This is a genomic window from Tindallia texcoconensis, assembly GCF_055383815.1.
Genome location: NZ_AP042431.1, coordinates 1,725,100 through 1,737,665 on the forward strand (window position 1 = coordinate 1,725,100; position 12,566 = coordinate 1,737,665).

The 12,566-nt window shown below is 43.1% G+C and carries 12 protein-coding genes; 10 read left to right on the forward strand and 2 right to left on the reverse strand.

From position 1 onward, the window contains the following. The first annotated feature begins 56 nt into the window (after positions 1 to 56). The 5 genes from ACZ47N_RS07775 to ACZ47N_RS07795 all read left to right on the forward strand — a co-directional run bounded on the left by ACZ47N_RS07775 (position 57) and on the right by ACZ47N_RS07795 (position 4,873). Positions 57 to 1,847, forward strand: a complete 1,791-nt coding sequence (locus tag ACZ47N_RS07775) for an O-antigen ligase family protein (protein ID WP_464885995.1) — start codon at positions 57 to 59, stop codon at positions 1,845 to 1,847. Further along, positions 1,828 to 3,882 carry an O-antigen ligase family protein gene (locus ACZ47N_RS07780; protein ID WP_464885996.1) on the forward strand — a complete coding sequence of 685 codons (2,055 nt, stop codon included), beginning with the start codon at positions 1,828 to 1,830 and terminating at the stop codon, positions 3,880 to 3,882. Before ACZ47N_RS07775 ends, ACZ47N_RS07780 begins: the two co-directional genes overlap by 20 nt. 90 nt (positions 3,883 to 3,972) lie before the next feature. Further along, positions 3,973 to 4,194, forward strand: a complete 222-nt coding sequence (locus ACZ47N_RS07785) for a DUF1659 domain-containing protein (protein WP_464885997.1) — start codon at positions 3,973 to 3,975, stop codon at positions 4,192 to 4,194. 122 nt (positions 4,195 to 4,316) lie between these two features. Beyond that, positions 4,317 to 4,538 carry a DUF2922 domain-containing protein gene (locus ACZ47N_RS07790; RefSeq protein ID WP_464885998.1) on the forward strand — a complete coding sequence of 74 codons (222 nt, stop codon included), beginning with the start codon at positions 4,317 to 4,319 and terminating at the stop codon, positions 4,536 to 4,538. 176 nt (positions 4,539 to 4,714) lie between these two features. Continuing rightward, positions 4,715 to 4,873 carry a YvrJ family protein gene (locus ACZ47N_RS07795; protein ID WP_464885999.1) on the forward strand — a complete coding sequence of 53 codons (159 nt, stop codon included), beginning with the start codon at positions 4,715 to 4,717 and terminating at the stop codon, positions 4,871 to 4,873. A gap of 286 nt (positions 4,874 to 5,159) precedes the next feature. On the opposite strand, the gene ACZ47N_RS07800 is transcribed toward ACZ47N_RS07795, so the two are convergent. Together ACZ47N_RS07800 and ACZ47N_RS07805 are read right to left on the reverse strand one after the other, a co-directional pair. Beyond that, a complete protein-coding gene (locus ACZ47N_RS07800) occupies positions 5,160 to 5,525 on the reverse strand; it encodes a hypothetical protein (RefSeq protein WP_464886000.1) in 366 nt (121 codons plus the stop codon). Between the two features lie 282 nt (positions 5,526 to 5,807). Further along, positions 5,808 to 6,317 (reverse strand): hypothetical protein, encoded by a 510-nt coding sequence (locus tag ACZ47N_RS07805; protein ID WP_464886001.1) that lies wholly within the window; start codon positions 6,315 to 6,317, stop codon positions 5,808 to 5,810. Positions 6,318 to 6,628: 311 nt separating this feature from the next. Between ACZ47N_RS07805 and ACZ47N_RS07810 the strand changes: the two genes are divergently transcribed. The 5 genes from ACZ47N_RS07810 to ACZ47N_RS07830 all read left to right on the forward strand — a co-directional run bounded on the left by ACZ47N_RS07810 (position 6,629) and on the right by ACZ47N_RS07830 (position 12,508). After that, a complete protein-coding gene (locus tag ACZ47N_RS07810; protein WP_464886002.1) occupies positions 6,629 to 7,228 on the forward strand; it encodes a sigma-70 family RNA polymerase sigma factor in 600 nt (199 codons plus the stop codon). Between the two features lie 49 nt (positions 7,229 to 7,277). Next, positions 7,278 to 7,646, forward strand: coding sequence for a YcbK family protein (locus tag ACZ47N_RS07815; RefSeq protein ID WP_464886003.1), 369 nt, complete (start codon positions 7,278 to 7,280; stop codon positions 7,644 to 7,646). A 226-nt stretch (positions 7,647 to 7,872) separates the two neighbouring features. Continuing rightward, the gene (locus tag ACZ47N_RS07820) at positions 7,873 to 10,914 is read left to right on the forward strand and encodes a copper amine oxidase N-terminal domain-containing protein (protein WP_464886004.1); all 3,042 of its coding nucleotides are present in this window, start codon (positions 7,873 to 7,875) and stop codon (positions 10,912 to 10,914) included. Between the two features lie 161 nt (positions 10,915 to 11,075). Beyond that, positions 11,076 to 11,627 (forward strand): winged helix-turn-helix transcriptional regulator, encoded by a 552-nt coding sequence (locus ACZ47N_RS07825; RefSeq protein ID WP_464886005.1) that lies wholly within the window; start codon positions 11,076 to 11,078, stop codon positions 11,625 to 11,627. Between the two features lie 104 nt (positions 11,628 to 11,731). Beyond that, positions 11,732 to 12,508 (forward strand): glycosyltransferase family 2 protein, encoded by a 777-nt coding sequence (locus tag ACZ47N_RS07830; RefSeq protein ID WP_176968362.1) that lies wholly within the window; start codon positions 11,732 to 11,734, stop codon positions 12,506 to 12,508. The last annotated feature ends 58 nt before the right edge of the window (positions 12,509 to 12,566 follow it).

The window sequence follows — 12,566 nt, forward strand, 5'->3', positions numbered from 1 at the left end:
AATACATGGTAGAATAAAAGCTGATTGATCGAATAACTTAGGATTGGGTGATCATATTGGCAAAAAAGAAAGCAACAGGTGCCTCAACAAGAAACCAAGCAAAAGACCATAAACCAACCATTTTCTCCGTACTGCCAATTTTTCTGACTGTGGCATTGGTTCCACTCATAATGAGATTAAGAATCGTTGAATTGGACCCTCAATCCGCCCAAGTTTGGATTGAGGGCTCTCATAACCTTGATTTCAATGCTTACTGGAAAATGATTTTTCTGGTGGTGTTGGCCGTCTTCGCAGGGTTAATGCTACTGATGGAAAGATTTTTAAGCAAAAAGCCCTTTATCTCCCCAAAGTGGTGTATTCCAGTGGGGGTTTTCTCTGTTTTCACCATTCTTTCCACCCTGTTTTCTGAAAACAAAACCGTTGCCCTACGAGGTGTCATGGATCACTATGAAGGCATGTGGGCCCTATTGGCGTATATGCTTCTGTTCGTAGCAACACTCTATCTGCTCCAAACCAACCATCAGCGACGCTTTGTTCTGCATGGCCTTTTAATATCCAGCGGAGTAATTGGCCTTATTGGAACCCTGCAGTGGCTGGGATATGATCCCATCATAGCCCCATGGTTTCAACGTTTGATGCTGCCCTCTGAGTTGCACCACGCCATTGCAGACACTGGGCACACCGGTGGTGGACATGACGTTTATGCAACCCTGGGTAATTCTAATTACGTTGGGAGCTTTGCGGCATTAACGTTGCCTGTTATGTTGGCGGCCTCCTTCACTAACAGGAACAAAGCTGTTAAAATACTATATAGCATTGCTTCCCTCTTACTGGTCACTACCCTTGTCGGCTCCCAGTCTCGAGCAGGGATAGCGGCAGTGTTGGTTATACTTGTTCTGTCTGTAGTCATTATTTTGCTAAAAACCACTGGAAAACCACAGAAAATGGCTCTGGGACTCAGTGCAGCCATGGCTATTCTCATTCTGGCAACACTGACCATCCATCCGCAAATCCTTAACAGAACCTTGGCGGAAATACAACCTAGGGAACACCCAGCTGGACTAACAGACCTCTGGATTCAAGACAATCGTATTACCATGGATACCACCCAAGGCATCCTTCAGATACAGTACAATGAAGACAAAACCCTGACTATTCTTGATGACGATGGCTATGAAATACAGTCAGATTCACTTAGTCACTTTGCAATAAACATAGACCATAGCTCAGATGTCCCTATTCTAAGGGTAGACAGTGGTAAAAAAGAAATGGAGTTTCCTTTTATCGAGGAAAGCTTCCACATAATAGACGCTAGCGGCGAAACCAGACCCTATGAGTACGTGGAGAAATGGGGATTCGAAGGAAGGGAACATTTAGGAACCCGACGGGGCTACACTTGGTCCAGAACCATTCCTCTTCTGAAAAACCACATATTTATTGGAGCTGGCCCTGGAAACTTCCTATTCCAGTTTCCGCAAGATGATTTTATTGGCCAATTACAGGGACATAACCACCCAAACCGTTTGGTAAGCAATCCCCATAACGATTACCTCCAAACAGCCATCTATACAGGTGTACTTTCATTATTAGCATTGTTGTTTATGATTGGACAGTTCTTTTTTGAATGGCGAAGCCTGAGCCATCAAAAACTAGACTTAACCCAAGAAAACCACCTGTTGCTCATGGCTATTACCTTAGGAGTTGCAGGCTACCTAGTGGCTGCTATCTTCAACGATAGCATTGTAGCCATTGCCCCTCTATTTTGGATCTTGCTGGCAATGGGCATCACCCTTCTATCAGAATGTCAGATTGGGGATAGAGTGAAAAATGAAAAAACCAAAGCCTAAAAGTTCATCTAAAAACACGCTCTGGGTCAAATGGGGGCTTAGCATCATCGTGATGCTGGCCCCTTTCTTCAGAGGGGCTTTTTTTCCTGGAGCCATCCTTGTGATCCAAACCTGTATTTTTGCCATTGCAAGCCTCTGGCTAGTCACCGCCGCACTGAAAAAAGAAACTATTCCCCTTCGAGATCCAATTCACTGGATTCTACTACTGATGGTGGTAGCATACCTGATCCCCCTTCTTACACATCAGTGGTTCAACTTGGAAGAAACCATAGCCATGGTATTATGGCAGCTTTCCATCCTATGCATAGTAGGACTAACCCGAGAAGTAACTGAATCCCCCCAAGCCAAAAAACAAATGATAGGTCTAATCATTACACTGGCCGTCATGCTATCCATTATGGGATGGCTTTCCCTTGCTGGCTTTATCCAGTATACCGATGCGGTTTTAGCAGGACGTCTGGCATCTACCTTTCAATACCCAAATACCCTGGCGGCTCTAGTCATGAGCGTCTATTTTCTGACCCTTGGCCAGTATCAGATAGCAACCTCAGGAGTGGAAAAAAGAATGCTGATGAGTGCTTCTTGGATTTTGTTAATCACACTCATCCTAACCTATTCCAGGATTGCTTGGTTGCTATTTCCAATAATTGCCCTAGGCTATTGGGGGATAACTCCAAAAGAAAATAAGCCACAAGTATTATTGGTATACTCTATCCAGGCCACCGTCAGCTTGTTGCTATTGACACCACTACATAGTGCCATTCCAATACAGCAAAACACTTCTCTAGCATTACTGCTATGGATTTCAGCAGGTGCTATGATCAATGGAAGCCTTCAATTCATAATAGATAAAAAGCCAATAAAACCAAATTGCTGTTCAAAAAAATTCATAGTCATTGGGGCATCTGTTATCATGGTTCTGGGAATAGTCGCATTATTTCTTTTGCCAGAAGCCATATCACAACGTATCATGGACATCAACATCGACCAGCGTAGCGCCTATGAACGTATTGCCTTCAGCCAAGATGCCTTTGCTATCTTCATAGATCAGCCTTTCACCGGATCTGGAGGCGGTGCGTGGGAAGCTCGCTACGAAGCCTTTCAGACACAACCCTATACCAGCCGCCTCACCCACAATCACATTCTCCAAACCATGGTAGAGGCAGGGATCTCGGGAATGTTGGCGTTGGTTTCCTTGGTAGTCATCCTTCTCTTAAGGGGAAGTCAAGCCATTAAGAAAAAAGACGTCATGACACTTAGTCTTATTACAGCGATTCTATCATTACTCTTGCATAGCAGCTTTGACTTTAATTTCAGCTTTTTTTCTATCACAATCATCTTCTGGATGATGATAGGATTCATTTCATGGGAACCACAAACGTGGCAGAAACCAGCCTTTAAAAAAGCCATCAAAGCCCGAACGGTCTTTGTGTTACTGCTTCCCATTCTTGTACTTTCTGGCCTTCGTCTTAGTGCCCACCACCAGTATGAAAAAGGAATGGAGCAAGTGCAACACCATCAAAACATAGAAATTGCGTATGAGCATTTGGAAAAGTCCATAGCCCAAAACCCATTCCATCCTGGATATCGCAGCAATATGGCTCAAGTGACATTCTATAGGAGCCAAATATCCAATAGCCAACAAGATGACAGAGAAACCATTGCCATCATAGAAAAAGGACTAGCGTATGCCCCGAATCATGCCAGATTAACGCATCAGGCCATAGAATATTACAGGACTACAAACAACAAAGAAAAATTTGAAAAAAGACTGGATCAATATATCGCTCATCGGCGAATTAAGCCACAGGCCTATGCTTTTGCAGCTTTCGCACTTAACCAGTATGCCGATATTCAACATGAGAATGGTCAAGAATCAGAAGCAAAAGAATTATATCAACAAACCATCGACCTCTTAACCATCTTCCAGGAAAATACCAAGCCATTGTCCTTTTCCATCAAGCCGTCAGAAGAGTTTCTGGAATCCGTGGAATACGCAAGAAAAAAAATCAAAAGCATTGAATCCATCCCTTAACCCCCCTGCCAATATCTCGAATTGCAGGGTTTTTTTATGTTATGCATCCATCCTTTTTGCTATTTATTAAGTAGAAAGGAGGTGACCCACATGCCAGTAGAAGTGATCAATCAAAACTCCAGACTTCGACTTCGCTTCATCAACGACATCCTAGACGGACGAGAGCAATTGATGTCCAGAACCTACAGCGGAGTAAAAACCGATGCAGAAGACAGCCAAGTCTTCAACGCAGCCAATGCATTGGGAATGTTGCAGACAAAACCCGTCAAAAGTATTATCCGCACCGAAGAAAAAGAACTCATCGAAGCTTAGGAAAACGTAATAATCAGACACCCTTCTCCCTGGAAAGCATGATGTGGATCTTGTTCCCCTCTCCCCTGGCGGGAGAGGGCAGGGTGAGGGGGAATGAAAACCCAAAAGAAAGGAGGTAACCCATGAACCAGCGACTAGAACTTAACTTCATCAAAACCGACGGCGCCAGCGCCCGAATTTCCCTGCCAAATCCAGATACAAGCCTGGAACCAGCAACGGTGAAAAGCACCATGGAAAACATTATTAACACCAATGTCTTCGCCCCTGGCGGCGCAGCCTTAGCCGTAGCAGAAAGCGCACGAATTGTAACAACAGAAATTACCGACCTGGACTTCCAAGGCTAAAGCCATCCCAGTCCATACCACAGCAAAGGAAGGGCCCTCTCGGGGCCCTTCCTTTCCATCTTAGGAATCCACGCTATATTCTCTAATTTCATGGGTTTGAACGTAATGATCAACGATCAATTCATCAGGATCAATTAACATAATCGCCACAGGCAGTTACGCTAAGGAGGTGACACATGCAAGTACAAGAACTGCTAGCCCCTATCGCAAACCTGGGATTCCCCATCGTCCTTTCCATCTACCTGCTGGTACGACTGGAAAGCCGTATGGAAAGCCTAACGTTCAGCCTTCAGGAGTTGGCCCAATCCATCAACAGCATGGAAAAAAGCGATTAAGAATTAAGCGTTATGAATGAAGGATTACAAAAAGCCAGCGTCACTGTGACCTCTCACGGTGTCTGCTGGCTTTAAATTACTCAATACAGAGGTTTTCCTTCGCGCCCATTTGCGGTTATCTCTTTATCTTTTGACCTTAATCTCTTGAACTTAACTGTAACCTGTTAACTCATAACCTTTAACTGCCCTTTCAACTGCTATTCCAACTGCTCTTTCAACTGTTTTGAACTTACCTATCCCCTATAACCTGTTCCCCTTTAACCTGCCCTTTAACCTGTTCATTCCCCTACTCCGCCTTCTGCGTTTTGATCAATCGAATATCAAACTCTTGTGAATCTACCCGCTCCGTCAGGCGATCCACTTTATCTTCCACCCGCTGGATTCGCTCAGCGTTCATTTGCACCGCATCAAACAGCATATCTATTTTTGGCATAATTTCATTCTCAATACGCATATCAATTTTTTTTATACAGGTAGTATTACTCTCAACATGCCCTTCTAATCTCTCAAACCGTTCATCCATCTGCTCAAACCGTTCATCCATCTGTTCAAACCGCTTATCAATTTGCTCAAACCGCTCGTCTACCCGCTTGAATCCCTTTTGCATCTCCGAATACATCGCCGTCATCAATTCAAAAGCTTTTTCATCCATAGCCTTCTGCTCCCCTCATCCAAGAACGTACATAGCCGAACTTATCTATCTCTTAAAATATCTGTTTTCTTCTGCCATCATTATACCATTTTTCCCACCCTCTTTCGATGCAAAAAAATTGCCAGCTCCGCCCTCGCTGCGCCTTGGGGTTTTGCCCTTAATTTTTAACTTATAACTCTCAACTGCCTTTCCACCTGTTTTGAACTTATCTATCCCCTATAACCTGCCTTTCCAACTGCCCCTCCACCTGCCTTTCCAACTGCTCTTCCAACTGTTTTGAACTCACCTGCCCTTATAGTACTCCCGCATCAACACAGTTCCCAACTTTGCCTGCATCATCCGCTGCTTTACCGTTCGACTTTTATTCAAACAGGGAAACTCCCTTCCACTCCTTAATACAATCTTTCCTCGGCTCAGTACCCGCTCCACCGCATGCCAATTCACATATCCAATCATGGAATCCCCTTGCACCAATGGCCTCCGCGTCTTAAAGGGGATTAGCATCATCTCCCGCCCCAGAGGAATAGGCACCAAATATTTTGCTTGCAGTTCCAGACTAAGATACCGCTGCGCCACCTTTATATTATAAAAACAACCCTCCGAAAGCCGGCTTGTAAATCGTTTTACCGTAATAGAATAATCTTGGGATTCTCCATCCCCATACAAGATCCGCATTCCATCTCCAAAGCCATGGACCTGCACCGGGTAAAAACCCTCCACCTCTAAAGGACGCTCCATCACCATTTCCAAAGCCGCTTCCGCACTTTCAACCTCATTGTCCTTCCTACCCATCCAAACACCCCTTTTCTTCCTGCATTCCTAGTTGTTGTCGAAGCCCTCCTTAAGATCTAATGGAGGGATCGATACAATCATACAAAAACATATGTTCGAAGTCAATAGAAAATCGAAAATATGTTCGATGATCCTCAGTAAAGACCTTCCTAAGGCAACAATTCCCCATTAAGAAAACACAAACCTACCACTCAAAGGTTGAAATTCATCCTACAAATGTGCAAATCTAAATTTTGTGCCCTTCTGCTCTTTTGGATAATATAAGCCTAACCGGTAATTCACAGAGGATGCATCCTCCCAAAGAGGAGAAAATGAAAAATACAACCGAAGCAATTCAAGCCCTGGCAATGGCCATCACAAAAGGAGAAGAGAGTCCAGAAGAAACCAAGTACCAAATCGAAAAACTAATTCACCAACTGAAGCCCCTCCTTCTGGCCCTGCACCGCAAACACCCTACGGTTTTCGACAGCCCAGAAGATGCCCTTCAGGAAGGCGCCCTCATCCTGCTCCAATGCCTGAAAAATTACGATCCCACCCAAGGGGTCCCCTTTATTGCCTACGCCCAGCAACAATTGCGGTATCATTTTTACAACGGCTATCGAAGCAAACGACCCCTGATTACACTAGACGCACCAGCCACAGGAACCATGGAAGATATCAAGGAAACCAAAGCCAACCAACTACCAGACCCAGCCGCCTCAGCCGAAGAAGCCCTTATACAGGAAGAACAGCTCCAAGCCCTGTCCCAAAGTATGCATCATCTAAGCAACAAAGAAATCAACCTGATCTACCACCACTATATTCGCCAAGTACCCCTAAAAGACATCGCCGCCGATCTGAATCTACACCCCGTCACCCTGAGTCGACAGAAAGCAGCAGTATTAGAAAAACTCAAGGGATTAGTTGGTTAGTTGGTTAGTTACACTCTCCCCCTCAACCCTAACCCGAAAGGAGAATTTCATGACAAACAGAACCAACCACATCCCAATATCCAAAAATTTCCATCTCCATGAATTCCAATGCAAAGACGGCAGCCATCAGGTCCGCCTTCATCCCACCCTACTCAGCAAACTCCAACAACTACGGGACCGCCTAAACCGCCCCATCATCATCACCAGTGGCTACCGTAACCCTAGCCACAACCGCCGAGTGGGAGGCGCCACCCATAGCCAGCACCTGCTGGGCACCGCCGCCGACATCCGCGTCCAGGGCTTCAGCCCCACCCAACTACTGCCCCACGCAGAAGCCATCGGCTTCACCGGCATCGGTCTATACACCACCTTCCTCCACGTGGATATCCGCTCCACCCCCGCCCGCTGGAAAGGATAGATTTTAATGAAATAGTAGATCCTTGATTTCTGTTGAATCAAGGATCTGATTAACTCCGTCCAACTGAAAAAAGAAGTGACTTTACAGTCTCTACGAGGTATAATTATTCAGAAGCTTTGGAAATCAACCTAACTGATATGATTGGAAGTAATAGGATGAACATGCTTAAAAGCAAGGAATAAAGGTTGGCATAGAAAAAAGGAATAAAGAAAAGGAGCTGAACTGAATGGGAAAGCAGACGAACCAATGCAAAAAGAGCATTGTATTACTTTTGATAGTAAGTATGATGGTTTCCCTGCTGATAACGGTAACGGCTGAAACGATTGATACAGAGCGTCCTTTTGGCACTGTAGCCTTTACTATGGATCAGACAGGATACACTATTGATGGCGTGAGTCAGACATCGGATATAGCTCCCTACATACAGGACAACCGCATCATGGTGCCCGTCCGGTTTGCTGCTGAAGCCTTGGGGGCAACCGTAGACTGGAATGAGTCTACTCGCACCGTTATTGTTAGCAAAGGCCTGGATGTCATCATCATCCAAATTGAAAGTTCAGACCTGATGAAAAACGGTCATTTTTTCATGGAGATGGATACAACAGCCCTTATCGTAGACCCTGGCCGTGCTATGATTCCTATTTCACCTTTGGCGCAAGCTCTGAAGATCCCCTACCAGTGGGACCCTGTGAATCGGACAGCCTATTTTATGCCTCAATCTTCCGATCTACCAGATACCATCGTGATCGACACCCCAGGCACCTACGGCCCTGAAGATAGAAATGAAAATAAAGATATAGATGAAGAAGGTTTATTAGAAGAAGGTTTATTAGAAATTATCGACGGCAGCGTCATCATCACCTCCGATGGTGTTACTCTACAAAATAGGATCATCACTGGAAACCTAATAATTGCAGAAGAAGTAGGCGACGGCAGCGTGTTCCTAAATAACATCGCCGTAAAGGGGGAAACCTTCATACGGGGAGGCGGAAAAGACAGCATCTATGTGAATGGTGGAGCCTACAACAAAATAACAATTGAAAGAACAGACAGTGGTGCAGTACGCATTGTAGCTATCGATGTGAATGGATTGGAAATTCTTATTTCAGAAGCCGCCGAAGAACAAAGCGTCATTCTGAATGGAAATTTTGATACTGTGATCATTGAAGGAGACAACGTCCATGTCATTCTTCAAGGGAAAAGCAGCGTAGAAGAAATGATTATTAAAGAAGGAATTACTGGAACAATCATAAGTATGGAGAAAGATACAGTTATTGACAGACTTAACACAGATGAAATCCTTAGAGTTCAAGGTGAAGGAACTATAATAGCAGCATCTGGAAAAGAAGCCAGTAATGCTACCTACGAGAAAATGCCTGAAAACATGACAGAAAGGATCACGGCACCGCCTGCCATAAGAGACGATAATGATGGCCAAAGAAGCCGTAAAAGAAAACCGCCACAAAATGATCCGGGAATGAAAGTGTCGCCGGAAACCGTGAGCGTAAATTCCAACTTTGATCAGATTTTCACGCTTACAATCGAAAACAATACGGTTTCCCAAGCGGTTTACAGAGAACACGTAATGCTAACCGGCGTGTTCGATGAATTAAACCTTGGTAATGTAATCAGAGAAAACCAATCCACCGTAACCGCAGAAGTATATGGAAATCTTGAAATATCTGGCTTAGGTACAATAACCCTGGATCAAGATTCTTTGGTCGATCCTACAGAGGCATTCTCAGTGGATGTGACGGTTGAAAAGGGAGTTCTGGAAAGAATAACCATAATTTGGTCGGACCTATTAATCGGGCCAGATGTGGGTGAAACGCTATTTATAATTGAGATGGTACCAGAAGCGGCAACGCTCGAGTATCAATGGCAGTACCGGGTTAAGGATCATGACGAATGGATCGACATAACGGACGCCACTGATGAGCAATATCTGATAGCTGATCCTGTGAAAACTGGAGATTGGGTAAGAGTCGTGGCCACAGGGGTCGGACACTACACAGGTACGGTGGAAAGTGAACCGTTGGAAATTGGACGAGTAGAGTTTTCTTGCCCATTTATATACTCATTTGATGGCGAAAAACACCATTTTGAGCACGAAGCAATTCCCTTTGCCGTGAATAGAGCACTGGAAACAACTTCATACGGGACACTTCGTCAGTTGCAGGCGGTAGAGGGAAAATACCATGTAAAAATAGCAGAGGAATTGCAAGAGATTTCCTATGTTAATGGATTTCGTCTTATGGCAGTGGATTACCCAGCTAACGAAGGGATTCAGGAAGTAGTGGCAGACATATTTGGAAACCCCCATACGATCAAGGATCGAGTTTCTCCCGTTGCCTTTGTGGATTCCAATGGAAAGAGCCGATTGGCAGAAATCACAAAAAAAGGTCAAATGGTGACATCTGAAGAGAATGTAGCCGAAATGGGCAGGTATGTGGATACCTATAACGGTATATTCATTAAGCCGGAAGACGCCGGAAAACAAGGGAAATTGCTGATTAGCACACAGAAAACCGAAGGGGTCAATGAGTTAGGATCCTATATCATCGACAGAGTTGATGGCCTTAATCATATGTGGTGGATTGAAAGAGTATTGGAAACACCAGCAATCCAGGAAAAGCTGTGGGATTTTGTCAGCATCGTTAACCTGAGAATCGAACTGTGGAACGGGGAACAATGGATCAAACAAGGCGAAATCAAAGCAGGTATGCACTTGCTTGAAGAATTCTTAGTTCCCCTGGATCTCAGCTTAATTGCAGGGTCTACCAATGAAGTGAAAGTTCGGCTGGTTTCAGGAGCGGGACTTTACGAAATAGATCAGATTAGCATTGATTATTCAGATAATGTAATGGTACAGATGATGGAGCTAAAACCTAACACAGCTCTATTTAATGGAGAAAAGAATGTTCAAACCATCATTGGAGATTTCGACAACGACAACTATGTCAGGATGATTTATGGAGACAGGATTGAATTAACCTATAAAGTCCCTGCATTAGAGCAAAATCATGAGAGAGGATTCATTGTGGCTTTAAAGGGATATTACTACATCAACCCCAATACCGTAGAAAGCACCTTGATAAAAGAATGGGAAAGTACAGATCACTTAGAAATCATCAATGAAGTGTTAACCGTAGTGCCAGATGCAGTAAATGCACTGCCAGGACTCATGTGGTTGATGGACCTCATAGAATCCACCTACCAAGCACCGTTAGAAGAAAAGCTAGAAGCATTTTATTTAAACCAAGGATAAAACAACCTTGACAACTAAATTCAACTCATGTTACGATAAGCCTGCGTTCAACAACTGAACACAGGCTTGTTTTATTACAAAAAGCGTCAACACCTTCGTGGTTAATCGTATTTGTAATTCTCTTTTAAGTTTGAACTTGCTTTAATCTGGAGGTGATCAACATGACTATATCCAACGACAAAGAATACATCATTCTCACCCAACTAGACGCCAACCCCAAAGCCTCCCAACGGGATATCTCCCGCCAAACCGGCTTCTCTTTGGGCAGCGTCAATCTTCTGCTCAAAAAAATGATCAGCCGGGGAGTGGTGAAAATGGAAGAAATCCCCGCCAACCGGGTAGCCTATATGCTCACCCCGGCCGGCATACTGGAAAAAGCCCAAAAAACCGTGAAATACGTTAAAGTACACTATACGATCATAGAAAAAATGAAAGAGGATATTAAATTTTGTTTAAAAACTCTTTTGAATCAGCATGATAGTCTTTACTTTATTCATTCGGAGGATGAATTTAGCAGATTGACAGAATTGGCATTAAGAGAAATGAATGCAAAAGAAAATGGATCTATAATATATATTCAAACAGTAGAAGAAATAGAAAAATTGGATATACCCATACTTCATGTTGGTATGGAGTTTAAGAATGATATTTCAAATCCAATAGTTAACCTTCCAGAGAGAGTAATGCTTTTAGAAACAAGGGAATTGTTATAAGAAAGTCTCAAAACATAGGGGTCAATCAAGTAGTCGATAACTTTTGAAATGCAATAGACTTTAGAAGCATGACAAATTGTGAGAAAAGGCAGGTCGTGTTGAAAATGAGCAAAATAGACTTGAGTTTAGCGATAGTTACATATAACAATGAAGACTTAATAGAAAACACGGCAAGAAATATTATTGAAAGCATTCCCCCGAATCATACATATAAACTATATATCATCGACAATAACTCCAAGGATAATACAGTAAAGATAGCTCGAAAGGTTTCTGGAAATATAGAGATTGTTTGTCGTAACGAGAATAAGGGTTTTGGCAATGGACATAATGCAATTATTGGAGACATTAATTCTAAGTATCACTTTGTGATTAATCCAGATATAACAATAGAAAATGCGAACCAAGTCCAATCAATGATTCGATTTTTAGATGATAACCCAGAAGTAGGCTTGTTGTCTCCATTAGTTTTAAATACAGATGGCACCATTCAACATCTGTGTAAAATTAACCCAACTGTTTTAGACATGATGATCAGAAGAATTTCGCCCAATTTACTTAGAAAAAGACAAGACAAATACGTTATGAAAAACACTGGCTACAATTCGTCTATGCAATTGGAATATGCTACAGGCTCTTTCATGGTATTTAGAACCAATATTTTCAAACAAATCAATGGATTTGATGATGCTTTCTTTTTGTACTTAGAAGATGCAGATATCACGAGAAGAGTAAATCAAGTATCTAAAACCATGTTTTTTCCAGAAGCAAGAGTAATTCACATATGGGAAAGAAATGCACATAAAAGTCTTAAATATGTATATATAACTTTACGTTCTATGATAACATACTTCAATAAATGGGGCTGGAAGTTCATGTGACATATCTGGGCAGAATAGGCTTTAAGAAACGCCTTGACCTACCAAATTAGTAGTGATA

Coding starts and splice junctions, on each gene's coding strand:
- ACZ47N_RS07780 (WP_464885996.1), top strand. CDS start 1,828: ATGAAAAAACCAAAGCCTAAAAGTTCATCTAAAAACACGCTCTGGGTC.
- ACZ47N_RS07785 (WP_464885997.1), top strand. CDS start 3,973: ATGCCAGTAGAAGTGATCAATCAAAACTCCAGACTTCGACTTCGCTTC.
- ACZ47N_RS07790 (WP_464885998.1), top strand. CDS start 4,317: ATGAACCAGCGACTAGAACTTAACTTCATCAAAACCGACGGCGCCAGC.
- ACZ47N_RS07795 (WP_464885999.1), top strand. CDS start 4,715: ATGCAAGTACAAGAACTGCTAGCCCCTATCGCAAACCTGGGATTCCCC.
- ACZ47N_RS07800 (WP_464886000.1), bottom strand. CDS start 5,525: ATGGATGAAAAAGCTTTTGAATTGATGACGGCGATGTATTCGGAGATG.
- ACZ47N_RS07805 (WP_464886001.1), bottom strand. CDS start 6,317: ATGGGTAGGAAGGACAATGAGGTTGAAAGTGCGGAAGCGGCTTTGGAA.
- ACZ47N_RS07810 (WP_464886002.1), top strand. CDS start 6,629: ATGAAAAATACAACCGAAGCAATTCAAGCCCTGGCAATGGCCATCACA.
- ACZ47N_RS07815 (WP_464886003.1), top strand. CDS start 7,278: ATGACAAACAGAACCAACCACATCCCAATATCCAAAAATTTCCATCTC.
- ACZ47N_RS07820 (WP_464886004.1), top strand. CDS start 7,873: ATGGGAAAGCAGACGAACCAATGCAAAAAGAGCATTGTATTACTTTTG.
- ACZ47N_RS07825 (WP_464886005.1), top strand. CDS start 11,076: ATGACTATATCCAACGACAAAGAATACATCATTCTCACCCAACTAGAC.
- ACZ47N_RS07830 (WP_176968362.1), top strand. CDS start 11,732: ATGAGCAAAATAGACTTGAGTTTAGCGATAGTTACATATAACAATGAA.